The sequence below is a fragment of the Pseudomonas sp. IT-P176 genome, assembly GCF_949767245.1.
In the GTDB taxonomy this organism is placed as follows: Bacteria; Pseudomonadota; Gammaproteobacteria; order Pseudomonadales; family Pseudomonadaceae; genus Aquipseudomonas.
The window spans coordinates 129,883-156,698 of record NZ_CATKPN010000101.1; the positions used below are offsets into that span (position 1 = coordinate 129,883).

The following is a 26,816-nucleotide window of genomic DNA, read 5'->3' on the forward strand; positions in this document are numbered from 1 at the left end:
ACGACAGCCGGTGTCTACCGGCCTTTGCGGCCTGTCATCGAACCGAATCGTCGAACCCATCCTTTACGGTTGACCTGTGACCGGCCTTTGCCAGTCCGCTTGGCAGCAAGCTTAGACGTGAATCTGCCGGACGCAAAGGCAGACCTTTTTTGGGTGCGACAATGCGTCGCAAAGAGGTAGGGAACTGCCGCACCAGGAAGGTGCGACAGTAATGCGGTTGCGAGTTATTCGCTTTTGCCCTCTGCCTGCAGCGGCTGAGCGCTGGCACCGTGGGAGAGGCTGTAGACGTACGCTGCCAGCAATTGCACTTTGTCATTGCCGAGCAGTTCGTTCTGCGCCGGCATGTGGCCCTGGCGACCATGGCGAATGGTCTGCTGCAACTGGGCCAGGCTAGTGCCGTAGATGAACGCCGCAGGGTGCGTCAGGTTCGGCGCGCCCATCAGTTCCATGCCCTGGCCATTGGCGCCGTGACAGGCTACGCAGGTGGTGCTGTACGCTTGCTGTCCGGCGACCAGGTCGGCACCGCTGTCCTCTGGCAACGGCAGGCCGGCGAGTTCGTGGCGTACATAGGCGGCAACGTTTTTCACCCCGGCATCGCCCAGGACTTCACCCCAGGCCGGCATCGCCGCCATCCGCCCACCCATGATGGTGGTCTTGATCGCCTCCGCGCTACCGCCCCAGCGCCAGTCGCTGTCCGCCAGGTTGGGGAAGCCGAAGGCACCCTTGGCATCCGAGCCGTGGCACACCGAGCAGTTGGAGGCGAACAGGCGTCCGCCCATCTTCAGTGCTTGTGGATCCTTGGCTACTTCTTCCACGGGCATGGCTGCAAATTTGGCGAAGATCGGCCCGAACTTGGCATCGGCCTTGGCCATTTCCTTGTCCCATTCCTTGGTCTGGGTCCAGCCGTCCTGATAGCCCGGCAGGATGCCTTTCCAGTTACCCAGGCCCGGGTAGAGGATCAGGTAGCCCACGGCAAACACCAGGGTCCCGGCGAACAGCAGGAACCACCACTGGGGCAGCGGGTTGTCATATTCCTCGATGCCGTCGAAGGCATGGCCCATGGTCTGGTCGACACTGCCCTTGGTCTCACCCTTGCGGGTGCCGACCAGCAGCCAGGTCAGGCCGATCAGGCTGCCGATGGTCAGTACGCAGATCCACGTACTCCAGAAGGTGGTCATGGCCGGGTACTCCTTGTTGCGGGTTCTTGAGTGCTGGCGTCTTCGGCCAGGGGTTCATCGGCAAACGGCAGCAGCCGGGCTTCGGCGAATTGCGCGCTGCGCTTGCTGTTGAACACCCACAGGGTCAGGCCGATAAAGGCCACGAACACCACGACGGTGCCCAGGCCGCGGATCATTCCAGTGCTGATTACGCTCAATATTTCATAGGGCATGGCTCACCTCTTGCTCTTGATCGCAGTGCCGAGCACTTGCAGGTAGGAGACCAGGGCGTCCATCTCGGTCTTGCCCTTGAGCGTGGCGACTGACCCGGCGATGTCCTCGTCGGTGTAGGGCACGCCCAGGGTGCGCATGACCTTGAGCTTGGTTTCGGTATTGCTGCTGTCCACGGCCTGGGTAACCAGCCATGGATAGGCCGGCATTTTCGACTCCGGTACCACGTTGCGCGGGTTGTACAGGTGGGCGCGGTGCCAGTCATCGGAGTAGCGACCGCCGACCCGTGCCAGGTCCGGACCGGTACGCTTGGAACCCCACAGGAACGGGTGGTCCCAGACGCTTTCACCGGCTACCGAGTAGTGGCCATAACGTTCGGTCTCGGCGCGGAACGGACGGATCATCTGCGAGTGGCACTGCACGCAGCCTTCGCGGATGTAGATGTCGCGACCTTCCAGTTGCAGCGCGGTGTAGGGCTTCATGCCTTCGACCGGCTTGTTGGTGACGTCCTGGAAGAACAGCGGGACGATCTGCGTCAGACCGCCGATGCTCACCGCAAAGACCATCAGCAACAGCAGCAGGCCGACGTTTTTTTCAATCGTTTCGTGTTTCATGGTGGACTCCTCAGGCCATCTGCGCCGCGGCGGCGACTTCGGCTGGTTGGGCCTCACGCACGGTGCGCCAGGTGTTGTAGGCCATCAGGAACATGCCGCTCAGGAAGATCGCCCCGCCGACCAGGCGTACGACGAAGCCTGGGTGGCTGGCCACCAGGGTTTCCACGAAGGAGTAGGTCAGGGTCCCGTCTTCGTTGACGGCACGCCACATCAGGCCCTGGGCAATGCCGTTGACCCACATCGAGGCGATGTAGAGCACGGTGCCGATGGTGGCGAGCCAGAAGTGCGCGTTGATCAGGCCGACACTGTGCATCTGCGTACGACCGAAGATTTTCGGGATCATGTGGTACAGCGCGCCGATGGAGATCATCGCTACCCAGCCGAGGGCGCCGGCGTGTACGTGGCCGATGGTCCAGTCGGTGTAGTGGGAGAGGGCGTTGACGGTCTTGATCGCCATCATCGGGCCTTCGAAGGTCGACATGCCGTAGAACGCCAGGGACACCACCAGGAAGCGCAGGATCGGGTCGCTGCGCAACTTATGCCAGGCGCCCGAGAGGGTCATCATGCCGTTGATCATGCCGCCCCAGCTCGGCGCCAGCAGAATCAGCGACATCACCATGCCCAGCGACTGAGCCCAGTCCGGCAGCGCGGTGTAGTGCAGGTGGTGCGGGCCGGCCCAGATGTACAGGGTGATCAGGGCCCAGAAGTGCACGATCGACAGGCGATAGGAGTACACAGGGCGCTCGGCCTGCTTCGGCACGAAGTAGTACATCATCCCCAGGAAACCGGCAGTGAGGAAGAAGCCTACGGCGTTGTGGCCGTACCACCACTGGACCATGGCATCGGTCGCACCGGCATACACCGAGTAGGACTTGGTCAGGCTGACCGGCAGCTCCAGGTTGTTGACGATGTGCAGGATGGCCACAGTGATGATGAACGCGCCGAAGAACCAGTTGCCGACGTAGATGTGCTTGGTCTTGCGCTTCATCAGCGTGCCGAAGAACACGATGGCGTAGGCGACCCAGACGATGGTGATCAGGATGTCGATCGGCCATTCCAGCTCGGCGTATTCCTTGGAGCTGGTGTAGCCCAGCGGCAAGGTGATGGCTGCCAGCAGGATCACCAGTTGCCAGCCCCAGAAGGTGAACGCGGCGATTTTTGGCGCGAACAATTGCGTCTGGCAAGTGCGTTGGACCGAGTAGAACGAGGCGGCAAACAGTGCGCAGCCACCAAAGGCGAAGATCACCGCGTTGGTGTGCAGCGGGCGCAGGCGACCGAAGCTGGTCCACGGCAAATTGAAGTTCAGTTCGGGCCAGACCAATTGAGCCGCGAGAAAAACCCCGAGCCCCATGCCGACGATGCCCCATACCACCGTCATAATGGCGAATTGGCGGACCACCTTGTAGTTATAGGCGGTACTTAAAGAAGTGTTCATGGTTCCCCATCCACGGTTCAGCCGAAGTGAAGGCGTCTGCGCAAGGCACGAACGCTCCCTTCGCCTGGAGTTATAGGCAGATTAAAAGCGAGGCAAGCATGGACAAAGAGCACAAGGCCAGTATTGACGGGGATCAATGGGAGCAGTGTGTGCGTCAGCAGGGCTGGTTGTGGAATGGCGCCTCGACGCCGGCCGTGGCGACCCTGATTCTTGCCCATGGGGCGGGTGCGCCGATGGACAGCGCATGGATGGCCGACATGGCTGGACGCCTTGCGGCCCGTGGGGTCAATGTGCTGCGCTTCGAGTTTCCCTACATGGCCCAGCGACGCCTGGACGGCGGTCGGCGGCCGCCCAATCCGGCGCCGAAGCTGCTCGAGTGCTGGCGAGAGGTGTATGCCCTGGTGCGACGTCATGTCGCTGGGCCCCTGGCCATTGGTGGCAAGTCCATGGGCGGGCGGATGGCCAGTTTGCTGGCGGATGAGTTGGGGGTGGATGCGTTGGTGTGCCTGGGCTATCCGTTTTACCCCGTGGGTAAGCCGCAGAAGCCGCGAGTGGAGCATTTGGCCGGATTAAAGACCCGGGCCTTGATTATCCAGGGTGAGCGGGATGGGTTGGGTAATCGGGATACGGTGGAGGGTTATGACTTGGCGCCTTGCATCGAGTTGATGTGGCTGGTGGCAGCGGATCATGACTTGAAGCCGCTGAAGGCTTCTGGGGTTAGTCATGAGCAGCATTTGACGGCGGCTGCGCAGGGGATTGCGGAGTTTTTGCGGTAGTTGGGTGGATCAAGATCAAGAGCTGCAGGCGAGCTAACGCCCGCTCCTACACTAGTGTGGGAGCAACTGTCTTAACCCCAATCCCCCGTAACGATCAATCGCAATCAGCGGTTGAAGCGCTCCACCAGCGAATACTGGGTATTTGCGGTCCGGGTCAGTTCTTCGCTGAGGAGGGCCGAGTTCTGCGCCTGTTCCGAGGTCTGGTCGGCCAGTTCGGAAATGTTGCTGATGTTGCGGCTGATCTCTTCGGCCACCGCGCTCTGCTCCTCGGTGGCGGCGGCGATTTGAGTGGTCATGTCGGTGATATTGGCCACCGCTTCGCTGATGCCCACTAGGGCCTGGTCTGCCTCAAGGACCCGCGCCACGCCTTCTTCGGCCTGGCGATGGCCGGCTTCCATGGTTTGCACGGCGGTGCTGGCGGTTTGCTGGAGCTTGGCGATCAGGCTGTGGATCTGTCCGGTCGACTCGCTGGTACGTTGTGCCAGTTGGCGGACTTCGTCGGCCACCACCGCAAAACCCCGGCCCATTTCGCCGGCGCGAGCGGCTTCGATGGCGGCGTTGAGGGCCAGCAGGTTGGTCTGGTCGGCAATGCCTTTGATCACATCGACCACACCACCGATTTCGTCGCTGTCCTTGGCCAGTTGGGTCACCGTCAGGCCGGTTTCCCCGACTACCACCGACAGGCGCTGGATGGCGTCGCGGGTTTCCCCGGCGATATCGCGACCACGCCCGGTCAGGCGGTTGGCTTCCTGGGTCGCGTCTGCGGTGCGCTGGACGTGGCTGGCCACTTCCTGGGTGGTGGCGGCCATCTGGTTGACGGCGGTGGCCACCTGCTCGGTTTCCACGCGCTGACGTTCCAGGCCAGTGGAGCTGTTATGCGCCAGTTGGTCAGATTGACGTGCCTGCTCCGTCAGGTGCTCGGCGGTGTCCTGCAGGCGGGTCAGGCAGGTTTTCAAGCGGGCTTCCTGGCTGAGGATCGACATCTCCAGGCGCGCCTGGGCGCCACGGCTGTCGGTGTACATCTGGGCGATCAGCGGGTCGGAGGTGGTCTGCTCGGCGAGGCGCAACAGGCGCTTGAGACCGCGTTGTTGCCAGCTCAGCCCCAGCAGGCCCAGCGGCACCGAAAGGCCGGCAGCGAGGGCAAAGCCCCATTGCGAATTGAGGGTGGCGCCGATCATGAAGCTCAACTGGCTGACCAGGATGAATGGCAGCCAGTCCTGCAGCACCGGCAGCCATTTGTCACGCTGGGGAACGGCGGACTTGCCCTGGTTGATGCGCTGGTACAGGGTCTCGGCGCGCCGGATCTGCTCGGCGGTGGGCTTGACCCGAACCGACTCGTAGCCGATCACCTGGTTGCCGTCGAATACCGGGGTCACGTAGGCGTTGACCCAGTAATGGTCACCGTTCTGGCAGCGATTCTTGACAATGCCCATCCATGGCAGGCCTTGTTTTAATGTGCCCCACATATGCGCGAAGACCGCCGACGGGACGTCGGGGTGACGGACCAGATTGTGCGGCGCACGGATCAGTTCTTCACGGGAGAACCCACTGATCTCGACAAAAGCGTCGTTGCAGTAGTTGATCACGCCTTTGGCATCGGTGGTGGAAATCAACCGTTGCTGAGCCGGGAAGGTCCGTTCGCGTTGAGTGATGGGCTGGTTATTACGCATGGCTTTTTCAATCCGCAAGGCTTTGACAGGGTTTCGGCCAGCCCGCTGGATTATTGAAATTTTTTTTCAAGAAATCGGCGCTGCGTCGCAAAACGACTGGTGCGTCATTAACGGATAGGGCCTACAGCACTCAAAGAAACGTCTGATTTATCTCCCGCAAGAGCGTCATCTAGCGTGGGTCCTTTCGTCAAATCGACAGGGACCAATCTGGCATGAAGCGCTATCACATCACCGTCGGGGCCAAGACCACCGCCGACGGCACCGTAATGACCGGCTACGAATTCTGGACCATCGATGGCCAGCCCATTGCCCGCGAAGGCGACGAGGTCGCTTGTCCGGCCTGCGACAGCACTGGCGTCATCGTCTGCGACGGCCCGCACCTGGTGGACCTCATGCAAGGACGCCCCACCGCCCTGGACGGTGACCTCTGTCACTGCAAGTGCGACCCACCACCACGCCTGATCGCCAACCAGACCCTGCAGTGCCAGGAGTTCAAGGACCTCGCACCAGATCCGCGCTTCACGCCGCCGTCCACTTCGTTCACAACCCAGCAGCCTGCAACCGGGCCGCGCTCATCCAATCTCACCTCAACACCCAGCCGCCCCACACCCATCTTCACAGAACGACCTGAAAGGGTCTGCGAAAATCTCTGGATCAGTTACCAACAACAAGCCGAGTCCATCGTCGCACCTGGCGGCCAGTTGATTGCCGATCCCAAGGCCCGCAACCGCGCGATCAACGCCGCCTACGCCCGACTGTGGCTGCAGGATCCGCGTTTCCAGTGGGCCGGCCTCGCCGCCTTCGCATCAAAACAGGTGGGCTGTGGCTTGCTGCATGCCGCAGATTCGATCGACCGGATCCAGGCTGAATATGACGCCGAGCAGCAACTGCAGCAGAGTGCCAGGTCAGGCTTCTATGGCTTGCTCGAGCCCAGCGAACGCGAGCGACAAACCAGACTCCAGACCTTCCGGCAAGCACAACGCGACTACGAGCACGCGCTGCGCAACAACCCGCTACCAGGTATCGACTTCAGGCCCGAGGGCGAACTGTCCTACGCGCAGCAGCTGTACCAGCACGTGTACAAGATGTTGGCCATGGGTAATACCACGCTGTTCCTGGACGTGTATCCGTTGCATGTTTTTTATCAAGAGCGGGGGATGTCGGCGCTAGAGGCCTGCTTACCTTCGCGGAAAAACATCTATGGGAATGTTCAGAATCCGGTGCTGTGGCCTGTGGCGCAGGAGAGGCTGGCATTCGGCGCAGACCACGATGAAATCCTGGAAAGTTTTCAGGCCATCGAGGGCGGTCGTGTCGCCGAGAGTGTTGAGCATCTTGCCAAGCACGAACAGAAGAATATCCTGCAACCGGCGATGTACAGCGACCTGGTTTTGGTCGCACTGCTACGTGGCAACCACCTGTCCCATGTCACTGACTTTCCGTCCGGTGTTGCTCAAGCAATCGAGTTGACCCTGGCCAGCCAGTGCCAACGAGTGGATGACGGACGCACGATTGGCTTCAGTAGCAATCCTCTTGCTGACCTGTCGGATATTGATCAACGCATGGCCTTCGTACTCAAGGCGGCGGTGCAGTTTGATCAACTGTTACACAGCAACGATCGCAACCAGATCGAACAGGCGATATGGAATATCGCCTCTGGCAGAGGCATGCGATGAATTGGCTGATGCAACTTGGCTGGCGACATTGGGTTGTCGCTCTGGCTGTAGTCGCCTTTCTGGGATGGGCGATCGAACTGCAGTCAGAAAAGGAAATCGCACTGAAGTTTGGCGAGCCCTGGGAGGATATGCGTCAGCGCTCCAGTGCCGCTATTGGTCCAACCATTCCTGGACACTTTGCGTTCAGCATTCCCAAGTCGGACGCTCGGCTACGTTTCATCGATCCTCAATATGGGTTCATTACTCCACTTGCACGATTTTTCACCATCAACTTCAACAGTGATGGGTTAATCAGCGGTATCCGCATGTCCCCGCAAATCGAGCCTCTGTTACTCGATGACGCCCTCAATGTCGTACTGGATCTGCAGGAGCAATGGCGCAAGGGCGGCTGGATGCCGAATCGGGCCGGGGACTTTCCATCGTTCGCCGATACCCCCCAATGGCGTGCCCAACTGCGCGAAGTCAATAAAGGCGGTACGGCTTACTGGCTAGCGGGTGACAAGTATCAGGTCATGCTCATGGTTAATCGCTTTCGCGACTATAAGCGGCCCACAGAGGAGCGTTACCTCATCACGCTTGGGCTTTCCAAGTCACGAGGCGTGAAATGAGTCGGTTTGCAGCTATGGGGCTTGTACTCGCGCGGCTGAAAAGGCAGCGCGAGTACCCACCGAAAAGCGCTCGGGGCTGCCCTTATGAGGCAATCAACTGCCGCAACACGTAATGCAGGATTCCCCCGGCCTTGAAGTACTCCACTTCATTGAGGGTGTCGATCCGGCACAGCACCTCGATTTTCTCGCGGCTGCCGTCCTCGCGGGTGATGATCAGGGGCAGGTTCATCCGTGGCGTCAGTTCCACGCCGCTGAGCCCCTGGATGCTCAGGGTTTCCTTGCCGGTCAGGTTCAGGCTCTTGCGGTTCTGGTCGAGCTTGAACTGCAGCGGCAGGACACCCATGCCCACCAGGTTGGAGCGGTGAATCCGTTCGAAGCTTTCGGCGATCACCGCCTTGACCCCCAGCAGGTTGGTGCCCTTGGCCGCCCAGTCGCGGCTGGAGCCGGTGCCGTATTCCTGCCCCGCGATCACCACCAGCGGCGTGCCGGCGGCCTGGTAGCGCATGGCCGCGTCATAGATCGCCATTTTCTCGCCAGTGGGGATATACAGGGTGTTGCCGCCTTCTTCGCCGCCGAGCATTTCATTGCGGATGCGAATGTTGGCGAAGGTTCCGCGCATCATTACTTCATGGTTGCCGCGCCGTGAGCCGTAGGAGTTGAAGTCCCGTGGCTCGACCCCTTGCTCGCGCAGGTAGCGGCCGGCCGGGCTGTCGGCCTTGATGTTGCCGGCGGGGGAGATGTGGTCGGTGGTCACCGAGTCGCCGAGCAGCGCCAGTACCCGGGCGTGGCTGATGTCCTCGACCACTGGCGGAGGGCCGTCGATGTGGTCGAAGAACGGTGGGTGCTGGATGTAGGTGGAGTCTGGCTGCCAGACGTAGGTAGCCGCTTGCGGCACCTCGATGGCTTGCCACTGCTCGTCGCCGGCGAACACTTCGGCGTACTCCTTGTGGAACATCGCGGTGTTGACCTGGTTGACCGCTTCGGCGATCTCCTGGGTGCTAGGCCAGATGTCGCGCAGGTACACCGGGTTGCCGTCCTTGTCGTCGCCCAGTGATTCGCGGCTGATATCGATGCGCACCGTGCCGGCCAGTGCATAGGCCACCACCAGCGGTGGCGAGGCGAGCCAGTTGGTTTTCACCAGGGGGTGGACCCGGCCTTCGAAGTTGCGGTTGCCCGACAGCACCGAAGCGACGGTGAGGTCGGAGCCCTGGATGGCTTTTTCGATCGGCTCCGGCAAAGGGCCGGAGTTGCCGATGCAGGTGGTGCAGCCGTAACCCACCAGGGCAAAGCCCAGTTGATCGAGGTATTGAGTCAGGCCGGCGGCATTGTAGTAGTCGGTCACCACCTTGGAGCCGGGCGCCAGGGAACTCTTGACCCAGGGTTTGCGCTGCAGGCCTTTTTCCACGGCTTTTTTCGCCACCAGCCCGGCGGCCATCATCACGCTGGGGTTTGAGGTGTTGGTGCAGGAGGTGATGGCGGCAATCACCACTGCGCCGTTTTTCAGGCGATAGGTCTGACCCTCGTATTGGTAGTCCGCCTCGCCGACCAGGTCGGCATTGCCTACGGCCACACCGCCACCGCCTTCACTTTCCAGGCGGCCTTCTTCCTTGCTGGTGGGTTTGACCTGCAGGCCGAGGAAATCGCTGAAGGCTTGGGCCACATTGGGCAACGAGACCCGGTCTTGCGGGCGTTTTGGTCCGGCGAGGCTGGCTTCGACGCTGCCCATGTCCAGCGCCAGGCTGTCACTGAACAGCGGTTCCTGGCCGGGCAGGCGCCACAGGCCCTGGGCTTTGCTGTAGGCCTCCACCAGTTTGACCACCGCAGTCGGACGGCCGGACAGGCTCAGGTAGTCCAGCGTTACCTGGTCCACCGGGAAGAAGCCGCAGGTCGCGCCGTATTCCGGCGCCATGTTGGCGATGGTGGCGCGGTCGGCCAGGGGCAGTTCGGCCAGGCCGTCGCCGTAGAACTCGACGAATTTGCCCACCACGCCTTTTTTGCGCAGCATCTGGGTCACGGTCAGCACCAGGTCGGTGGCGGTGATGCCCTCCTTGAGTTTGCCCGTGAGCTTGAAGCCAATCACCTCAGGAATCAGCATCGACACCGGTTGGCCGAGCATCGCCGCTTCGGCCTCGATCCCGCCGACACCCCAGCCCAGTACTCCGAGGCCGTTGATCATGGTGGTGTGGGAGTCGGTGCCCACCAGGGTGTCGGGGAAGGCATAGGTACGGCCGTCCTCGTCCTTGGTCCACACCGTGCGTGCGAGGTATTCGAGGTTCACCTGGTGGCAGATGCCGGTGCCCGGCGGTACCACGCTGAAGTTGTCGAAGGCGCTCTGGCCCCAGCGCAAGAAGGCATAACGTTCGCCATTGCGCTGCATTTCGATGTCGACGTTCTCTTCGAATGCGCTGCTGCTGGCAAATTTGTCGACCATCACTGAGTGGTCGATCACCAGGTCCACCGGCGACAGCGGATTGATCCGCTGTGGGTCGCCGCCGGCCTTGGCCATGGCGGCGCGCATGGCGGCCAGGTCGACCACCGCCGGTACTCCGGTAAAGTCTTGCATCAACACGCGCGCCGGACGGTACTGGATTTCCCGGTCGCTGCGCCGCTCCTTGAGCCAGGCCGCGAGGGCCTTGAGATCAGCGCCGGTGACGGTTTTCCCGTCCTCCCAGCGCAACAGGTTTTCCAGCAGGACTTTGAGCGACATCGGCAGCTGGTCAAGGTTGCCCAGGGCTTTGGCAGCCGCTGGCAAGCTGAAGTAGTGATAGGTCTTGTCGTCGACTTGCAGGGTGCCAAGGGTTTTCAGGCTATCGAGGGACGGCATTGAAATGACTCCTTTGAGTCCGCACGGCTACGGACTGACGGGATGGACAGAGCATTAAACCTAGCCCTGTTTTAAGTAGCTGGCTAATTACTGGACTCTATGGGCAGGTCCAGGGTTGCGAAGTCAGCTATCATGCGCCGGTTTTCGTGACAGGCTTTGCTACAGGGCAAGTTTGCGCGCACTTGCCCAGGAGATTTAATGAACATCCTCTTTATGCATTGCCGGCCGGGCTTCGAAGGTGAAGTCTGCTCGGAGATCGCCGAACATGCCGCGCGTTTGAACGTGGCCGGCTACGCCAAGGCGAAAACCGCCAGCGCCTGCGCCGAGTTCATCTGCACCGAGGAAGACGGCGCCGAGCGCTTGATGCGCGGCCAGCGTTTTGCCCAGTTGATCTTCCCGCGGCAATGGGCACGCGGGATCTTCATCGACCTGCCGGAAACCGATCGCATCAGTGTGATCCTCGCCCACCTGGCGCAGTTCCCGGTGTGCGGCAGCCTGTGGCTGGAAATGGTCGATACCAATGACGGCAAGGAGCTGTCGAACTTCTGCAAGAAATTCGAAGGCCATTTGCGCAAGGCCCTCATCGCGGCTGGCAAGTTGGTGGAAGACCCGCTCAAGCCACGTTTGCTGCTGACCTTCAAAAGTGGGCGCGAAGTGTTCATGGGGCTGGCTGAAGCCAACAACTCGGCGATGTGGCCGATGGGTATTCCCCGCCTGAAGTTTCCCCGCGAAGCGCCAAGCCGCTCGACCCTGAAACTGGAAGAGGCCTGGCACCACTTCATCCCGCGCGATCAGTGGGATGAGCGCTTGCACAGCGACATGACCGGTGTCGACCTGGGTGCCGCACCGGGTGGCTGGACCTGGCAACTGGTCAATCGGGGCATGCTGGTGACGGCCATCGACAACGGGCCGATGGCGCAAAGCCTGATGGATACCGGGCTGGTACAGCATTTGATGGCCGACGGCTTCACCTTCAAGCCCAAGCAGCCGGTGGACTGGATGGTCTGCGACATCGTCGAGAAACCGGCGCGTAACGCGGCGATGCTGGAAGAGTGGATCGGTGACGGGCATTGCCGCGAAGCGGTGGTCAACCTCAAGCTGCCGATGAAGCAGCGTTATGCCGAAGTGAAGCGCCTGCTCGAGCGCATCGCGGAAGGTTTCAAGGCCCGCGGGATCCGGGTCGACATCGGCTGCAAGCAGCTGTATCACGACCGCGAGGAAGTGACCTGCCATTTGCGTCGCCATGATGTGAAGAAAACCAGGTCCCGTTGAGTGGGCCCCGTCGCGAGCGTGGGCGCTGCCACAGTAATGGTGTTATGCCATAGCTGACGGGGCCCCCGGCTTTGCGCGACAATGCCGGCACGTTTCAGGAGTCAGACATGAGTGAATTGATCCATACGCCGGTTGACGGCACCCTTGACGCCACCGGCCTGAACTGTCCGGAACCGGTGATGATGCTGCACCAACACATTCGCGACCTGGTCCCGGGCGGCCTGCTCAAGGTGATCGCCACGGATCCTTCGACCCGTCGCGACATTCCCAAGTTCTGCGTGTTTCTCGACCATGAGCTGGTCGGTCAACATGAGGATGGCGGCACCTACCTGTACTGGATTCGCAAGAAGTCCGGTTGATCGGCGTTAGGGGCAGCCACAAGTACGCGTTTGCGTTGACGTCCATCGCGAGCAAGCCGCAAGCGGGCACCCGCTCCTACACGGCCGGGGTGCGCTGGTGAATACGAATCCGCTTGCGGGCACTGCGCACCAGGCGGATCGACAGCATCAGCGCCGCGCAGCTCAGGCCGGCAATCAGCCCTTCCCACAACCCGCTCGGGCCGCTGGCGGGGCCGAACCAGTCGGTCAGTCCCAGTACGTAACCCACCGGCAGGCCGATGCCCCAATAGGCGAACAGGGTCAGGATCATCGTCACCCGGGTGTCCTGATAGCCTCGTAGCGCACCGGCGCAGATCACCTGGATCGCATCGGAGAACTGGTACAGCGCGGCATACACGATCAGCATCGAGGCGATCTGGATCACGCTCTGGTCAGGGGTGTAGATCGAGGCGATGGGTTCGCGCAGCAGCAGGATCAGGCTCGCCGAGAATGCCGCGAACACCAGGGCTGCACCCAGCCCGACCTTCGCCGCGAAACGCGCCTGGTAGGGATTGCCGGCACCCAGTGCCTGGCCGACCCGAACCGTGACCGCCATGCCCAGCGAGTAGGGAATCATGAACAGCAGCGAGCTGATGTTCAGCGCGATCTGGTGCCCGGCCACCACGGTCGAGCCGAGGCTGCCGATCAGCAGGGCGATGACCGCGAAGATGCTCGATTCGGCGAATACCGCGATGCCGATCGGCAGGCCGATGCCGATCAGGCGCTTGATCACTGCCCACTGCGGCCAATCGATCCGCACCAGCACCCGGGTGCGGGCATAGAAGGGCGCCCAGCGGGTCCAGCCGGCCATGCTCAAGGCCATGAACCACATCACGATGCCACTGGCCCAGCCGCAGCCAACGCCGCCCATGGCCGGCAGGCCGAAGTGGCCGTAGATCAGCGCATAGTTGAGCGGGATGTTGAGCAGCAGGCCGCTCAGGCCGATGGCCATGCTCGGGCGGGTGCGACCCATGCCGTCGCTGTAGCAGCGCAGTACGTAGTAGAAGGCGATGCCCGGAAAACCGAAGGCGATGCCCTGCAGGTAGCCCATGCTCGGGTCGATCAGCAGCGGGTCGACTTTCATCCAGTGCAGGATCGGCTCGGCGCTGAGCAACAGCCCGCTGCCCAGCAAGCCGACGACCAGCGCCAGCCACAGGGCCTGACGGGTCAGTGGGCCGATCTGCTCGAATTGTCCGGCGCCAAAACGCTGGGCGACCTTGGGCGTGGTGGCCAGCAGCACGCCGGTCATCAACAGGTACACCGGAATCCAGATCGAGTTGCCCAGGGCCACTGCCGCCAGGTCCCGTGGGCTGACCCGGCCGGCCATCACAGCATCGACAAACCCCATGGCGGTAGTGGCCAGTTGCGCGACCATGATCGGCAGGGCCAGGCCCAGCAGGCCTTTGAGCTCCAGGCGAACCGGGGTTGTGCGGGGCGGGGCAGTAGCGGCGGTGCTGTCAGTCACGGAGTTCACAGGCGAAGCGTCCAAAGGGTTTTGATGCGCAAGGCGGCGCATTCTACGCCCTGACGCAGCAGTCAGGAAAACTCCAGTGTTGCGGATTTGTAATCGCCGCCTCTGGCGGGAGCTGAGCTACACTGCCGGTCCGCCAAAGGAGCCTGCCATGCTGATTGTTGCTGACGAAAATATTCCGCTGCTCGATGCCTTCTTCGAAGGTTTCGGCGAAATCCGCCGCGTGCCGGGCCGCTCCATTGATCGCGCCACTGTCGAGCAGGCCGATGTGCTGCTGGTGCGCTCGGTGACCAACGTCAGTCGCGACCTGCTGCAAGGCAGTAAGGTGCGGTTTGTCGGCACCTGCACCATTGGCACCGATCACTTGGACCTCGAGTACTTTGCCGAGGCCAATATCGGTTGGTCCAGCGCCCCGGGCTGCAATGCCCGTGGGGTGGTCGACTATGTGCTGGGTAGCTTGCTGACCCTCGCCGAGATCGAAGGCGTAGCACTGGCCGAGCGCACCTATGGGGTGGTCGGGGCTGGCGAAGTGGGTGGGCGGCTGGTCAAGGTGCTGCAAGGCCTGGGCTGGAAGGTGCTGGTCTGCGACCCGCCGCGCCAGGCAAGCGAAGGAGGCGATTACGCCAGCCTTGAGCAAATCATCGCGCAATGCGACGTGATCAGCCTGCACACTCCTTTGACCTCATCCGGCGAGCAATCGACCCGGCACCTGTTTGATCGCCAGCGCCTGGAGCAACTCAAGCCGGGTGCCTGGCTGATCAATGCCAGTCGCGGCTCGGTGGTGGACAACCAGGCACTGCGTGAAGTGCTGCTGGAGCGCGAAGACCTGCAAGCGGTACTGGACGTCTGGGAAGGCGAGCCGAGTGTCGATATCGCCCTCGCCGAACTGTGCGTGATTGCCACCCCGCATATCGCCGGCTACAGCCTCGATGGCAAACAACGAGGCACTGCGCAGATCTATCAGGCGTTGTGCCAGTTCCTTGGCCAGCCTGCGACTGTGTCGCTGGACCAACTGCTACCTGCCCCCTGGCTGGCGCAGGTCAGCCTGAGCGCCAGCAGTGATCCGGCTTGGGCCTTGGCGATGCTCTGCCGTGGGGTGTACGACCCGCGTCGCGACGATGCGGATTTTCGTCACAGCCTGGTGGTCAGCGGCGCTGAGCAGCGCACGGCATTTGACCTGTTGCGCAAGCACTACCCGCAGCGCCGTGAGATTGACGGGCTGCGCGTGCAGATCGAGGGTCAGGCGCCTGAGTTGCGACAGATCGTGGCAGCCTTGGGTGCGCAGGCGGTATAGCGTAATCGCGGCGATAAAAAACCCGGCCTAGGCGGGCCGGGTTCGAAGACATCAGGCTATATGTCACTTTTGTTCGGCAGGCTTGACCAATCGCTGTTCCAGCTCGCGGCATGCGCTCTGGATCATGTCTTCAGTGATCGGTACTTCGCGGCCTTGGGCGTCAATAATGGCGCACCCTAGAGACTGGTGCGGCTGCGTGCGGATCACTTGAATCTTGTCATCGCTGCTGTGTTGCAAGGACATGGCCTGTCTCCTCATCAGGTTGTGCGCTTACTCTAAATCCGCCAGGTGACCACGCTGTGACAGCTCTACACAGGCCGATCAGGCGGTATCTCCACTCCACCAGAAATACTCTTCAACTTCCAGCCGGACTTTAGACCGATAGCATCTAGGCTCTATTGTTACAGGTCATATTCAATCCGACTGATTACGATTTACCCAAGTTCCCTTGAATTGACCGGTGTACGCTGGCCCGCGTTAATTCTTTCAGTTGGCCCTTTTGGATGATCCTGATGCTGTCAGCCCGCCACCGTCGCGCGATTCGTTTGTCCCTGCGTTTTATTGCGCCCTATCGCTGGCAGGCGTTAGGTGCCTTGCTGGCGCTGATCGTCACTGCCGGCATTACCCTGTCCATGGGGCAGGGCATTCGGTTGTTGGTGGACCAGGGTTTCATGACCCAGTCGCCGCACCTGCTCAACCAGAGCATCGGCCTGTTCCTGCTGCTGGTAGTGGGTCTGGCGATCGGCACCTTCACCCGCTTTTACCTGGTGTCGTGGATTGGCGAGCGCTGCGTGGCGGACATCCGTCGGCAGGTGTTCAACCACCTGATCTACCTGCATCCCGGGTTCTACGAGGACAACCGCAGTTCCGAGATCCAGTCGCGCCTGACCGCCGACACCACCTTGCTGCAATCGGTGATCGGGTCGTCACTGTCGCTGTTCTTGCGCAATGCCTTGATGGTGATCGGCGGCATCGTGCTGCTGTTCATCACCAACCCCAAGTTGACCAGCATTGTGGTGGTGGCGCTGCCGCTGGTGCTGGCGCCGATCCTGATTTTCGGCCGGCGCGTACGCAGCCTGTCGCGCCTGAGCCAGGACCGGATAGCGGATGTCGGCAGCTATGTCGCTGAGACCCTGGGCCAGATCAAGACCGTCCAGGCCTACAACCACCAGGCCCAGGACGAGCAGCGTTTCGCGGCCACGGTGGAGCAGGCGTTCGACACCGCGCGCAAACGCATTCTGCAGCGTGCCTGGCTGATCACGTTGGTGATCATCCTGGTGCTCGGCGCAGTCGGGGTCATGCTCTGGGTCGGTGGCATGGACGTGATCGCCGGTCGCATCAGCGCTGGGGAACTGGCGGCGTTCGTGTTCTACAGCCTGATCGTCGGCGGTGCCTTTGGCACCCTGAGCGAGGTGATTGGCGAATTGCAGCGGGCTGCCGGTGCGGCCGAGCGGATTGCCGAGTTGCTGCGTTCGGAAAACATCATCCAGCCGCCACCCAGTGGCCAGGTGACCTTGCCCGAGCGGGTTCGCGGTGAGTTGCAACTGCAGGAGGTGCGCTTTAGCTACCCGTCGCGCCCGCAAAGCTTTGCCGTCGACGGTTTGAGCCTGCGGATCAACGCCGGCGAAACCCTGGCGCTGGTCGGGCCTTCGGGGGCGGGCAAGTCGACGGTGTATGACCTGCTGCTGCGCTTCTACGATCCGCTGCAGGGACAGATCCTGCTGGATGGCGTCGACCTGACCCGGCTCGACCCGCAGGATCTGCGGCGCTGCTTCGCCCTGGTCTCACAAACCCCGGCGCTGTTTTTTGGCAGCATTGAAGAGAACATTCGTTATGGCAAGCCCGAGGCGACCCTGGCGCAGGTCCAGGAGGCCGCGCGGATTGCCTACGCCCACGAGTTTATCGAGCAGATGCCCGCCGGCTACCAGACCCACCTGGGTGATGGCGGGTTGGGGCTTTCCGGTGGTCAGCGGCAACGCCTGGCCATCGCCCGCGCCTTGCTGGTGGACGCACCGATCCTGTTGCTGGACGAGGCCACCAGCGCCCTCGATGCGCAGAGCGAACACTTGATCCAGCAAGCCCTGCCCAGCCTGATGAAAAACCGCACCACGCTGGTCATCGCCCATCGCCTGGCCACGGTGAAAAACGCCGACCGGATCGCCGTGATGGACCAAGGCAAGCTGGTGGCGGTGGGCACCCATCAGCAACTGATCGGCAGTAACGCGTTGTACGCGCGGCTGGCGGCGTTGCAGTTCAATGATGGGCATGAGGTGTCATGAATGAAGGCTGCTGAATGCATCCGCCTTCGGGCATTATGTCGGGCTCAAGGAAATACCTGGATCCGCCAATGAGCCGCTATCAACCCCCGTTGACCCTGAACACCAGAATTCTGACGCTGATCGCTGAAATCAGCGAGCAGATCGGTCAGCTTTTGGCAGTGGACGAAGCTCGGCAAGCACCTCAACTGCGTCGCGGGAACCGGATCCGCACTATTCAGGCTTCGTTGGCCATCGAAAACAATTCCCTCAGCGTCGCGCAGGTGACGGCGGTACTGGCGGGGCAGCGAGTGCTGGGATTGCCTAGAGAGATTCAGGAGGTGCGCAACGCATTTGCGGCCTATGAGTCCATGCCGCAGTGGCGTGCCAGCAGTCGGACCGATCTGCTGTCGGCGCACCAGTTGTTGATGCAGGGCTTGATCGACGACTGTGGTCGGTTCCGCCGCGAGGGAGTCGGTATTTACCGAGGCGAGCAACTGGTTCATATGGCTCCACCACCAAGTCGTGTGGCAACCCTGATCGATGACTTGCTGGCCTGGCTGGATGCCAGCGATTGGCATCCGCTGATCCTCAGCTGTGTCTTTCACTACGAATTCGAATTCATTCATCCCTTCGCTGACGGCAATGGACGCATGGGGCGGCTGTGGCAGACCCTGATTCTCAGTCAGTGGCGGCCGGTGCTGGCCTATCTGCCGGTCGAGGCGGTCATTCGCGAGCAACAGGATGCTTATTACGCGGCCTTGTCCGCCGCCGATCGGATGGCCGAATCGACACCTTTTGTCGAGTTCATGTTGCAGTCTCTGAGCCTGGCTTTGGCCGAGGCCGTCCTGAACGACCCAGTAACCGACCCAGTAACCGACCCAGTAACCGACCCAGTAACCGACCAAGTGGCCAGGCTGCTGGGCGTGCTGGCGGGGGCAGGAGCGCTGAAGATCAGTGAACTGATGGCTGAGGTTGGATTGACGCATAAAGCGACATTCCGGGCTAACTACCTCAAGCCCGCATTGATGGCAGGTTTGATCGAGATGACTCAGCCGGACTCGCCCAACAACCCTGCTCAAAGGTATCGCCTGACAGAGCTTGGCGAGAGGGTCGCGGCACGCTCTGGTTCTGTTGCACGGGGTCGGTGAGGCGCGTTTATCGAAGTACAAAAAAATGCCCGCATCCAATGATGCGGGCATTTTTTGTTTCAGTTAGGAAGGTTACTGATCGTCAAAATAGCGCTCATGCCAATCCACCAGCGGCTGGGGAGAGTTGAGCTTCTGCCCGTAGATCACCGAATAAGACAGCACGTTCTGCACATACTGGCGGGTTTCGTCGAACGGGATGCTTTCTACCCAGACGTCGAAGCTCAGGTGGTCGGCGCCACGCAGCCATTGGCGCACGCGGCCGGGGCCGGCGTTGTAGGCGGCAGAAGCGAGTACCCGGTTGCCGTTGAACTGGCTGTGGACCTGGCTCAGGTACGCGGCGCCGAGCTGGATGTTGGTGTCCGGGTTCAGCACTTGCTGGGGTGAGGCCAGGGGGATGTTGAATTTGCGCGCGGTTTCCTTGGCGGTACCGGGCATCAACTGCATCAGGCCGCTGGCGCCGACGCCGGAGCGGGCGTCATCCATGAAGGCGCTTTCCTGGCGGGTAATGGCGAACACCCAGCTGGAGTGCAGGCCACGCACCTTGGCTTCGCGGACCAGGGTGTTGCGGTGGGCCATCGGGAAACGGATGTCCAGGTCGTCCCAGTACTGTGCCTGACTGATGGTACGAATGGCCGGGAAGTACCATTTCAAGTCGTAGGCCAGCTTGGCCTGGGCGACCATTTCGTCCCGGTTGAAGTGGCGACTGACGTGGTACCACTCGCGGCGGCCGTCGACGATCTGCCCGCGGGCATGGAATTCCAGGGCGCGGCGCACGCCGGGGGTGTTGCGCACTTTATTGATCAAGGCCTGGCTCATCACCAGGGGCTTGTTGTTCAGCGAGTACGCAGACTGCGAGCGGTCGGCGGCGAGGAAGCCGTAGAAGTCCCGCTCACGGGCGAGGTTGCGGTACAGGGTCTGCGCTTCCGGGTTCTGCGGTTGTGCCAGTTCCAGGCTGCGGGCCTGCCAGTAGCGCCAGCGATTGGTGGTGGCCAGGTCTTGCGGCAGGCGCCGGGTCAGCTGATAGGCGTCGTCCCAGCGGGCCAGGCGCAACAGCAGACGCAGGCGCCATTCGGACACGGTGTTGTCGCGCAGTTCCGGGTCGTATTTGGTCATCACGTCCAGGGCGCGGCTGTCGAAGCGGCGGGCCAGGGTCAGGCCGATCTCGCGGGCAATCGCGACTTTTTCATCGCGGGAAAAATGCATGCTGGCGGCATAACCATCGAGCAGGGCCATGGCCTTTTCCGGGTCCTGGCGGGCCAGGCGACGCAGGCCCAGGCTGACCACATCGGCCATGGGCTCATCCGCCGGGTTGAAGCGCGATGGCTGGTTCAGCAGTTCGGGTTTCTGCGCCACGTCCACCAGTAGGCGGCCGCGGGGAGCCAAGGTGGTCATGCTGCTGACCAGGCTGTTGGCCAGCGCGTAGTTGCGCGCCTGGGCGGCCAGCTTGGCGCGTTCCCAGCGTTTCTGTTCGGTGAGTTGGCCTTGGGCCGCCCACATGCCGAACAGGGCGTCGCATGCGGCCGGCTGGGATTTGCCGGTCAACCAGAGTTTTTCGGTGTTGGCGTAGCCTTCAGCCTTGAGGTTGTGGCTGATCTGGTACTGCGCGTTGAGACAGTCCAGCTCGGTGAAGTTGAGCTTGGGGTCGTAGTATTTCTGGAAGGTCGCCCAGTCCCCGCGATCGGCCAGCCAGCGCAACCAGCGCAGCTTCATCCAGTTGGCCTGGGGCAGGTCGCCGTGTTCGGCGAGGAATTTCTCGATTTCGGCGTTGCTCGCGCTTTTCAGGCGGGCGGTCAGCTCGTCATACGCCAGGTAGGGTTCCAGCGGGTAGTCGGCGAGGGCCTGGCTGTAGCGAAAGTACGGGCCAGTGTCACCCTTGGCCAGGGCGCGCTTGGCTTCATCGTAATACTGGCGTTGGGTGGACAGGTCCACTGCCTGGGCGGATTGAACGGCTGTGGCAGAAAGAAGCAGACAGGATAAAAAGCTGAAGAGGCGACTGCGCATGAGACATCCGGGCAGAGAAATCATGACAAGTGCCAGCAGGTGCCAGCACTGATTATCTGTAGCTTAGCCTTTTGCCAGCAACGGGTGAAAGCTTTGCCGGCCCGCCGGCACAAGTTCGCAACAATTAATGTGCAGAGTGCTCCTTCAGTGAAAATGCCAGCCTTCTGACGCCTCAAGTCAGGTAGAATGCGCGCCCAGTTTTTGGAGAAGCTCATGACCCTGCTCAAATTCAGCGATGTGTCCCTTGCTTTCGGCTCTATGCCGTTGTTGGACAAGGTGTCCTGGCAGATCGCCCGTGGTGAGCGGGTGTGCATCATCGGCCGCAACGGCACAGGCAAGTCCAGCATGATGAAGCTGGTCAAGGGCGATCAGAAGCCCGATGACGGCTCCGTCTGGCGCGCACCTGGCCTCAAGATCGGCGAATTGCCGCAAGAATTGCCGGTGGCCGACGAGCGGACCGTGTTCGACGTGGTCGCCGAAGGCCTGGACGGTGTTGGCGAACTGCTCGCGCAGTACCATCACCTGAGCCAGAACATCGTTACCGATGCCGACCTGGACAAGCTGATGCACGTCCAGCACGACCTCGAAGCCCGTGACGGCTGGCGCTTGCAGCAATTGGTCGACAGCACCCTGAGCCGTCTGCAATTGCCTGCCGACAAGACCCTCGCCGAATTGTCCGGCGGCTGGCGTCGTCGCGTCCTGCTGGCGCAGGCCCTGGTTTCCGAGCCGGACCTGCTGCTGCTCGACGAACCAACCAACCACCTGGACATCGGTGCGATTGCCTGGCTTGAAGAAGCCCTGAAGGATTTCCAGGGCGCCGTGCTGTTCATCACGCACGACCGTTCATTCCTGCAGAACCTTGCCACCCGCATCCTCGAACTGGATCGCGGCGGGCTGATCGACTGGAACGGCGACTACGCCAGCTTCCTGGTGCACAAGGAAGCCACGCTGGCGGCCGAAGAGACCGCCAACGCGCTGTTCGACAAAAAGCTGGCCCAGGAAGAAGTCTGGATCCGCCAGGGCATCAAGGCCCGTCGCACCCGTAACGAAGGCCGCGTGCGTGCCCTCAAGGCCCTGCGTGTTGAGCGCAGCGAGCGTCGTGAGCGTACCGGCAAGGCGAACATCCAGCTGGACACCGCTGACAAATCCGGCAAGCAGGTGATGGTCCTCGAGAACGTGAGTTTTGCTCACCCGGGTGGCCCGTTCCTGATCAAGGATTTCTCGATGGTCCTGACGCGCGGCGACCGTATCGGCCTGCTCGGCGCCAACGGTACCGGCAAGACCACCTTGCTCAAGCTGATGCTCAACGGTCTGCAACCGACCAGCGGCAAAGTGGAAGAGGGTACGCGCATCGACGTGGCTTACTTCGACCAGTTGCGCCACCAGTTGGACCTGGAAAAGACGGTGATCGACAACGTCGCCGAAGGTCGCGACTTCATCGATATCGACGGCCAGAGCCGCCACGTGCTGAGCTACCTCGGCGACTTCCTGTTCAGCCCGCAGCGTGCCCGCACGCCGGTCAAGGCGCTGTCCGGGGGCGAGCGTGCCCGCCTGTTGCTGGCCAAGTTGTTCAGCAAACCAGCCAACCTGCTGGTGCTCGACGAACCGACCAACGACCTGGACGTGGAAACCCTCGAACTGCTGGAAGAGGTCCTGCTGACCTTCAATGGCACCGTGCTGATGGTCAGTCACGACCGGGCATTCCTCGACAACGTGGTGACCAGCACCCTGGTCTTCGAAGGTGAAGGCAAGGTGCGTGAATATGTTGGCGGATACCAGGACTGGCTGCGCCAGGGTGGCTCGCCACGTCTGCTGGGCGTGACCGAGAGCAAATCCGGCAAGGCTGACCTGAACTCGGCCGTGGTCGCTGCGGCGCCTGCGCCAGCGGCAGCGGTGGAAGCTCCAGCGGCCAAGAAGAAGCTCAGCTACAAGTTGCAGCGTGAGCTCGAAGCCCTGCCGGGGCAGATCGAAGCCATGGAACAGCAGATTGCGGCAGTTGAAGCGCAAATGGCCGACGCCAGTTTCTATCAGCGTCCCGCTGCCGAGACGGCGGCCGTGATTGCCCAGCTGGAGCAGTTGCAGGCTGAGCTGGAAGTCATGGTCGAGCGTTGGGCCGAGCTGGATGCCTGAGTGATCCTGCGATAAAAAAGCCCGGCGCTCAGTGATGAGTGCCGGGCTTTTTGTATGCAGCAGGATCGAAGCGATCCTCTGTAGGGGCGGGCGCCCGCTTGCGGCTTGCTCGCGATGGTCGTCAACGATGACGCGGGGAGCCTGACACCCCGTGGCGTTCTCGGGTTCATCGCGAGCAAGCCGCAAGCGGGCGCCCGCTCCTACAGGGGGGCGTGTCAGCTTTTGACCAGGCGTACCGCCAGCACATCGCACGGCGCGCCGTGCAGTACGTCGTTGGCGGTGGAACCCAGTAGCAATGCCAGGCCGTGGCGACCATGGCTGCCAACCACGATCAGGTCGCACGCCTGTTCCTTGGCGAAATGGTGGATTTCCTGGCGCGGCTGGCCGTAGGTCAGGTGGCTGCAGTCCTTGGTCAGTTCCGGATACTTGAGGATCAGGCGCTCGAGGCGTTCCTTGGCCTGGTCGAACTGCTGTTGTTGCAGTTGCGACAGGTCCATCGGCACGTCACCACCAAAGGCCATGGCCATTGGTTCGACGATGTGCACCAGGGACAGTTTGGCGCTGTTGCCCACTGCCAGCTCGCGAGCGCGGTGAATCACCGGATCGCACTCTTCGGTTAGATCGACGGCGACCAGAATATGGTGGTAGGGCATGGGGTGCACCTCCTGAGGATTGCGATAAGGGTAAGTATGGCTGGTTTCAAGCGTATTGGTTTCGACAGAGATCAATGCGCCCATCAAGAATCGGGAGTACAGATATGACGGTCTGGATAGTGGTGTCAATCCTTGCGGTAATGCTCAGCCCCCTGGCATGGCTCGCGCCGTCGCGTCGCCAGGGCGGCAGGATGGCCTTGCGCATGGAGGCGCGACGCATCGGCCTGGCCATGCAACTGGCGCCGCAGGAGTGGCCGCACTGGCTGCAACCGGAGCCCCCTAGCCCGTGCGCGCAGTACCATCGGCCGCGCCGGGGCACTCGGCCGGCGTGCTGGAGCTACTGGCAGAAAACTCCTGGGCAGTGGGTCAATCAGTGGCAGGAGCCCTGCGAGGATCCGGCCTTGCTGATTCATTTCGAAAAGTTGCCAGGCAACGTGTACAAGGTCGAGGCGGACAAGCAGATGATCACCTTGTATTGGGGTGAGAAGGGCGAATCCCAGGTACTGCAGCAGATCGATGCCACCCTCAAGGCGCTTGCTTGAGCGCAGGGCGTTTAATGATCGGCAATAAAAAGCCCGACAATCAGCATCGGGCTGGAGTTGGCCAGGCAGGCCGGAAATTTTCTGTCGTACTGATCCTGCGCTCGGTTTCCCTCCCGGCGCGCTGATTTTTCCTCTATCGCCCCTGCCAGCGTAGCTGCTAAAGCAACGCCTGCCGCAGATTAGGGCGACGATTCTAAATATTGATTCTATGAATGACAGTACATGCAGTCGCGTGTTGCTGGTCTTCGTGGTACGGAAATGACCGCAAAGTCGCGTTTAAACCAACGTTTTGGGCGATTGACAATTGTCGGAAATTCCGTGAAGGTGGCGTACCCAAATCAAACGGGCGTATGAATTGAGCGTTTGTATGTCAGAACGCTCCTACAGAATCCCGACTATCGCGTTGGCGGGTGTGCCTGGTGGAATGGCGTTAGCATCGACAGTAGCGTCTATGCCCAGCCAGGACATCAGCGTCCGACGTGTACTGTTCAGCTTCCATATCGTGGAGATCAGTTGATGATTTACGAAGGTAAAGCCATCACGGTTAAGGCTCTTGAAAGTGGCATCGTCGAACTGAAGTTCGACCTCAAGGGTGAGTCCGTCAACAAGTTCAACCGTCTAACCCTGAACGAACTGCGTCAGGCCGTGGACGCCATCAAGGCAGATGCGTCGGTCAAGGGCGTGATCGTCAGCAGCGGTAAAGACGTGTTCATCGTCGGCGCCGACATCACTGAGTTCGTCGACAACTTCAAGCTGCCGGATGCCGAGCTGGTTGCTGGCAACCTCGAAGCCAACAAGATTTTCAGCGATTTCGAAGACCTCAACGTGCCAACCGTCGCCGCGATCAACGGCATCGCGCTGGGTGGCGGCCTGGAAATGTGCCTGGCGGCAGATTACCGCGTCATGTCCACCAAGGCCAAGATCGGTCTGCCGGAAGTCAAGCTGGGCATCTACCCGGGCTTCGGCGGTACCGTGCGCCTGCCGCGCATCATCGGTGCCGACAACGCCATCGAGTGGATTGCCGCCGGCAAGGAAAACCGTCCTGAAGACGCACTGAAAGTCGGTGCGGTGGATGCGGTGGTTGAAGCCGACAAACTGCAGGAAGCTGCGCTGGAACTGATCAAGCGCGCCATTTCTGGCGAGTTCGACTACAAGGCCAAGCGTCAGCCGAAGCTGGAAAAGCTCAAGCTCAACGCCATTGAGCAAATGATGGCGTTCGAAACCGCCAAGGGTTTTGTCGCCGGTCAAGCGGGCCCGAACTACCCGGCGCCGGTTGAAGCGATCAAGACCATCCAGAAGGCCGCGAACTTCGGTCGCGACAAGGCCCTGGAAATCGAAGCTGCCGGTTTCGTCAAACTGGCCAAGACCTCTGCTGCGCAGAGCTTGATCGGTCTGTTCCTGAACGATCAGGAGTTGAAGAAAAAGGCCAAGGCCTACGACGAAATCGCCAAGGACGTGAAGCAGGCTGCCGTATTGGGCGCCGGTATCATGGGCGGCGGTATCGCGTATCAGTCGGCGTCCAAAGGCACGCCGATCCTGATGAAAGACATCAACGAGCACGGTATCGAGCAGGGCCTGGCAGAAGCCGCCAAGCTGCTGGTGGGCCGCGTTGATAAAGGTCGCATGACCGCCGCGAAAATGGCTGAAGTGCTCAACGGCATTCGTCCTACCTTGTCCTACGGCGACTTCGGTCACGTCGACCTGGTGGTTGAAGCCGTGGTCGAGAACCCGAAGGTCAAGCAAGCCGTGCTGGCTGAAGTCGAAGATCAGGTCAAAGAGGACACCATCCTCGCGTCCAACACCTCGACCATTTCCATCAGCCTGCTGGCCAAGGCTCTCAAGCGTCCGGAAAACTTCGTCGGCATGCACTTCTTCAACCCGGTGCACATGATGCCGCTGGTGGAAGTGATTCGTGGCGAGAAGTCCAGCGAGTTGGCGGTGGCCACCACCGTTGCCTACGCCAAGAAAATGGGCAAGAACCCGATCGTGGTCAACGACTGCCCGGGCTTTTTGGTCAACCGCGTACTGTTCCCGTACTTCGGCGGCTTCGCCAAGCTGGTCAGCGCCGGTGTGGACTTCGTGCGCATCGACAAGATCATGGAAAAATTCGGCTGGCCGATGGGCCCGGCGTACCTGATGGACGTGGTCGGCATCGACACCGGTCACCACGGTCGTGACGTGATGGCTGAAGGCTTCCCGGACCGCATGAAAGACGACCGTCGTTCGGCCGTTGACGTGCTCTACGAAGCCAAGCGCCTGGGCCAGAAGAACGGCAAGGGCTTCTACGCCTACGAGACCGACAAGCGCGGCAAGCAGAAGAAAGTGGCCGACCCGTCGGTACTGGAAGTGCTCAAGCCAATCGTTTACGAGCAGCGCGAAGTCACTGACGAAGACATCATCAACTGGATGATGATCCCGCTGTGCCTGGAAACCGTGCGTTGCCTGGAAGACGGTATTGTCGAGACTGCTGCCGAAGCCGACATGGGTCTGGTCTACGGTATTGGTTTCCCTCCATTCCGTGGCGGCGCACTGCGCTACATCGATTCGCTCGGTGTTGCCGAGTTCGTTGCCCTGGCTGACCAGTACGCTGATTTGGGCGCGCTGTACCACCCGACCGCAAAACTGCGTGAGATGGCCAAGACTGGCCAGCGGTTCTTCGGTTAAGCGTCCAACTTTTGAGCG

Annotated in this window: 21 protein-coding genes; 11 read left to right on the forward strand and 10 right to left on the reverse strand. The window is 61.4% G+C overall.

The features are described from left to right. Window positions 1–224: 224 nt before the first annotated feature. The 4 genes from ccoP to ccoN are packed head-to-tail and all read right to left on the reverse strand — an operon-like array spanning window position 225 to window position 3,437. Complete coding sequence (gene ccoP / locus ACM6IP_RS24565; protein ID WP_095165363.1) at window positions 225–1,178, reverse strand: cytochrome-c oxidase, cbb3-type subunit III; 954 nt, start codon at window positions 1,176–1,178, stop codon at window positions 225–227. After that, window positions 1,175–1,390: a cbb3-type cytochrome oxidase subunit 3 gene (locus tag ACM6IP_RS24570; protein ID WP_095165361.1), complete on the reverse strand. Its 216-nt coding sequence runs from the start codon at window positions 1,388–1,390 to the stop codon at window positions 1,175–1,177. Before ACM6IP_RS24570 ends, ccoP begins: the two co-directional genes overlap by 4 nt. Before the next feature lie 3 nt (window positions 1,391–1,393). Beyond that, window positions 1,394–2,002, reverse strand: coding sequence for a cytochrome-c oxidase, cbb3-type subunit II (gene ccoO / locus ACM6IP_RS24575; RefSeq protein WP_095165359.1), 609 nt, complete (start codon window positions 2,000–2,002; stop codon window positions 1,394–1,396). Between the two features lie 10 nt (window positions 2,003–2,012). Then, window positions 2,013–3,437 carry a cytochrome-c oxidase, cbb3-type subunit I gene (gene ccoN / locus ACM6IP_RS24580; RefSeq protein ID WP_095165357.1) on the reverse strand — a complete coding sequence of 475 codons (1,425 nt, stop codon included), beginning with the start codon at window positions 3,435–3,437 and terminating at the stop codon, window positions 2,013–2,015. A 98-nt stretch (window positions 3,438–3,535) separates the two neighbouring features. Between ccoN and ACM6IP_RS24585 the strand changes: the two genes are divergently transcribed. Next, window positions 3,536–4,213 (forward strand): alpha/beta family hydrolase, encoded by a 678-nt coding sequence (locus tag ACM6IP_RS24585; RefSeq protein WP_414862443.1) that lies wholly within the window; start codon window positions 3,536–3,538, stop codon window positions 4,211–4,213. Window positions 4,214–4,317: 104 nt separating this feature from the next. Here ACM6IP_RS24585 and ACM6IP_RS24590 read toward each other — a convergent pair whose 3' ends face one another. Next, window positions 4,318–5,883, reverse strand: a complete 1,566-nt coding sequence (locus ACM6IP_RS24590; protein WP_159997057.1) for a methyl-accepting chemotaxis protein — start codon at window positions 5,881–5,883, stop codon at window positions 4,318–4,320. A gap of 212 nt (window positions 5,884–6,095) precedes the next feature. Between ACM6IP_RS24590 and ACM6IP_RS24595 the strand changes: the two genes are divergently transcribed. Further along, window positions 6,096–7,556, forward strand: a complete 1,461-nt coding sequence (locus ACM6IP_RS24595; protein ID WP_414862444.1) for a PAAR domain-containing protein — start codon at window positions 6,096–6,098, stop codon at window positions 7,554–7,556. Beyond that, window positions 7,553–8,164, forward strand: a complete 612-nt coding sequence (locus tag ACM6IP_RS24600) for a hypothetical protein (RefSeq protein ID WP_414862519.1) — start codon at window positions 7,553–7,555, stop codon at window positions 8,162–8,164. The genes ACM6IP_RS24595 and ACM6IP_RS24600 overlap by 4 nt, the downstream gene beginning before the upstream one ends. Before the next feature lie 82 nt (window positions 8,165–8,246). Here the strand turns inward: ACM6IP_RS24600 and acnA are convergent, their stop codons facing one another. Further along, window positions 8,247–10,988 carry an aconitate hydratase AcnA gene (gene acnA, locus ACM6IP_RS24605; RefSeq protein ID WP_414862445.1) on the reverse strand — a complete coding sequence of 914 codons (2,742 nt, stop codon included), beginning with the start codon at window positions 10,986–10,988 and terminating at the stop codon, window positions 8,247–8,249. Between the two features lie 198 nt (window positions 10,989–11,186). Here acnA and rlmM point away from each other — a divergent pair, with 198 nt between their 5' ends. Both rlmM and tusA read left to right on the forward strand, forming a co-directional pair. After that, window positions 11,187–12,260, forward strand: coding sequence for a 23S rRNA (cytidine(2498)-2'-O)-methyltransferase RlmM (gene rlmM, locus ACM6IP_RS24610; RefSeq protein ID WP_414862446.1), 1,074 nt, complete (start codon window positions 11,187–11,189; stop codon window positions 12,258–12,260). Between the two features lie 116 nt (window positions 12,261–12,376). Then, window positions 12,377–12,619: a sulfurtransferase TusA gene (tusA, locus tag ACM6IP_RS24615; RefSeq protein ID WP_174244624.1), complete on the forward strand. Its 243-nt coding sequence runs from the start codon at window positions 12,377–12,379 to the stop codon at window positions 12,617–12,619. A 76-nt stretch (window positions 12,620–12,695) separates the two neighbouring features. On the opposite strand, the gene ACM6IP_RS24620 is transcribed toward tusA, so the two are convergent. After that, complete coding sequence (locus tag ACM6IP_RS24620) at window positions 12,696–14,111, reverse strand: MATE family efflux transporter (protein WP_159997051.1); 1,416 nt, start codon at window positions 14,109–14,111, stop codon at window positions 12,696–12,698. A gap of 148 nt (window positions 14,112–14,259) precedes the next feature. Here ACM6IP_RS24620 and pdxB point away from each other — a divergent pair, with 148 nt between their 5' ends. Beyond that, window positions 14,260–15,402, forward strand: coding sequence for a 4-phosphoerythronate dehydrogenase PdxB (pdxB, locus tag ACM6IP_RS24625; RefSeq protein WP_414862447.1), 1,143 nt, complete (start codon window positions 14,260–14,262; stop codon window positions 15,400–15,402). Between the two features lie 63 nt (window positions 15,403–15,465). Here the strand turns inward: pdxB and ACM6IP_RS24630 are convergent, their stop codons facing one another. Beyond that, a complete protein-coding gene (locus ACM6IP_RS24630) occupies window positions 15,466–15,645 on the reverse strand; it encodes a PA1571 family protein (RefSeq protein ID WP_095165344.1) in 180 nt (59 codons plus the stop codon). 260 nt (window positions 15,646–15,905) lie between these two features. On the opposite strand from ACM6IP_RS24630, the gene ACM6IP_RS24635 reads away from it, so the two are divergent. Both ACM6IP_RS24635 and ACM6IP_RS24640 read left to right on the forward strand, forming a co-directional pair. After that, on the forward strand, window positions 15,906–17,681 hold the full coding sequence (locus ACM6IP_RS24635) for an ABC transporter transmembrane domain-containing protein (RefSeq protein WP_401127347.1): 1,776 nt from the start codon (window positions 15,906–15,908) through the stop codon (window positions 17,679–17,681). 68 nt (window positions 17,682–17,749) lie between these two features. Continuing rightward, window positions 17,750–18,808 (forward strand): Fic family protein, encoded by a 1,059-nt coding sequence (locus tag ACM6IP_RS24640; RefSeq protein WP_414862448.1) that lies wholly within the window; start codon window positions 17,750–17,752, stop codon window positions 18,806–18,808. 72 nt (window positions 18,809–18,880) lie between these two features. Here ACM6IP_RS24640 and ACM6IP_RS24645 read toward each other — a convergent pair whose 3' ends face one another. After that, window positions 18,881–20,809 carry a transglycosylase SLT domain-containing protein gene (locus ACM6IP_RS24645; RefSeq protein WP_414862449.1) on the reverse strand — a complete coding sequence of 643 codons (1,929 nt, stop codon included), beginning with the start codon at window positions 20,807–20,809 and terminating at the stop codon, window positions 18,881–18,883. A 213-nt stretch (window positions 20,810–21,022) separates the two neighbouring features. Between ACM6IP_RS24645 and ACM6IP_RS24650 the strand changes: the two genes are divergently transcribed. Then, window positions 21,023–22,939: an ATP-binding cassette domain-containing protein gene (locus ACM6IP_RS24650; RefSeq protein WP_095165638.1), complete on the forward strand. Its 1,917-nt coding sequence runs from the start codon at window positions 21,023–21,025 to the stop codon at window positions 22,937–22,939. A 215-nt stretch (window positions 22,940–23,154) separates the two neighbouring features. Here the strand turns inward: ACM6IP_RS24650 and ACM6IP_RS24655 are convergent, their stop codons facing one another. Next, window positions 23,155–23,592, reverse strand: a complete 438-nt coding sequence (locus ACM6IP_RS24655) for a universal stress protein (protein ID WP_095165337.1) — start codon at window positions 23,590–23,592, stop codon at window positions 23,155–23,157. A 104-nt stretch (window positions 23,593–23,696) separates the two neighbouring features. Here ACM6IP_RS24655 and ACM6IP_RS24660 point away from each other — a divergent pair, with 104 nt between their 5' ends. Both ACM6IP_RS24660 and fadB read left to right on the forward strand, forming a co-directional pair. Then, window positions 23,697–24,134 (forward strand): hypothetical protein, encoded by a 438-nt coding sequence (locus tag ACM6IP_RS24660; RefSeq protein WP_095165335.1) that lies wholly within the window; start codon window positions 23,697–23,699, stop codon window positions 24,132–24,134. A 516-nt stretch (window positions 24,135–24,650) separates the two neighbouring features. After that, entirely contained in the window at window positions 24,651–26,798 is a 2,148-nt protein-coding gene (gene fadB / locus ACM6IP_RS24665; RefSeq protein ID WP_095165333.1) for a fatty acid oxidation complex subunit alpha FadB, read from the forward strand. Window positions 26,799–26,816: the final 18 nt, after the last annotated feature.

Coding starts and splice junctions, on each gene's coding strand:
- ccoP (WP_095165363.1), bottom strand. CDS start 1,178: ATGACCACCTTCTGGAGTACGTGGATCTGCGTACTGACCATCGGCAGC.
- ACM6IP_RS24570 (WP_095165361.1), bottom strand. CDS start 1,390: ATGCCCTATGAAATATTGAGCGTAATCAGCACTGGAATGATCCGCGGC.
- ccoO (WP_095165359.1), bottom strand. CDS start 2,002: ATGAAACACGAAACGATTGAAAAAAACGTCGGCCTGCTGCTGTTGCTG.
- ccoN (WP_095165357.1), bottom strand. CDS start 3,437: ATGAACACTTCTTTAAGTACCGCCTATAACTACAAGGTGGTCCGCCAA.
- ACM6IP_RS24585 (WP_414862443.1), top strand. CDS start 3,536: ATGGACAAAGAGCACAAGGCCAGTATTGACGGGGATCAATGGGAGCAG.
- ACM6IP_RS24590 (WP_159997057.1), bottom strand. CDS start 5,883: ATGCGTAATAACCAGCCCATCACTCAACGCGAACGGACCTTCCCGGCT.
- ACM6IP_RS24595 (WP_414862444.1), top strand. CDS start 6,096: ATGAAGCGCTATCACATCACCGTCGGGGCCAAGACCACCGCCGACGGC.
- ACM6IP_RS24600 (WP_414862519.1), top strand. CDS start 7,553: ATGAATTGGCTGATGCAACTTGGCTGGCGACATTGGGTTGTCGCTCTG.
- acnA (WP_414862445.1), bottom strand. CDS start 10,988: ATGCCGTCCCTCGATAGCCTGAAAACCCTTGGCACCCTGCAAGTCGAC.
- rlmM (WP_414862446.1), top strand. CDS start 11,187: ATGAACATCCTCTTTATGCATTGCCGGCCGGGCTTCGAAGGTGAAGTC.
- pdxB (WP_414862447.1), top strand. CDS start 14,260: ATGCTGATTGTTGCTGACGAAAATATTCCGCTGCTCGATGCCTTCTTC.
- ACM6IP_RS24630 (WP_095165344.1), bottom strand. CDS start 15,645: ATGTCCTTGCAACACAGCAGCGATGACAAGATTCAAGTGATCCGCACG.
- ACM6IP_RS24635 (WP_401127347.1), top strand. CDS start 15,906: ATGATCCTGATGCTGTCAGCCCGCCACCGTCGCGCGATTCGTTTGTCC.
- ACM6IP_RS24640 (WP_414862448.1), top strand. CDS start 17,750: ATGAGCCGCTATCAACCCCCGTTGACCCTGAACACCAGAATTCTGACG.
- ACM6IP_RS24645 (WP_414862449.1), bottom strand. CDS start 20,809: ATGCGCAGTCGCCTCTTCAGCTTTTTATCCTGTCTGCTTCTTTCTGCC.
- ACM6IP_RS24650 (WP_095165638.1), top strand. CDS start 21,023: ATGACCCTGCTCAAATTCAGCGATGTGTCCCTTGCTTTCGGCTCTATG.
- ACM6IP_RS24655 (WP_095165337.1), bottom strand. CDS start 23,592: ATGCCCTACCACCATATTCTGGTCGCCGTCGATCTAACCGAAGAGTGC.
- ACM6IP_RS24660 (WP_095165335.1), top strand. CDS start 23,697: ATGACGGTCTGGATAGTGGTGTCAATCCTTGCGGTAATGCTCAGCCCC.
- fadB (WP_095165333.1), top strand. CDS start 24,651: ATGATTTACGAAGGTAAAGCCATCACGGTTAAGGCTCTTGAAAGTGGC.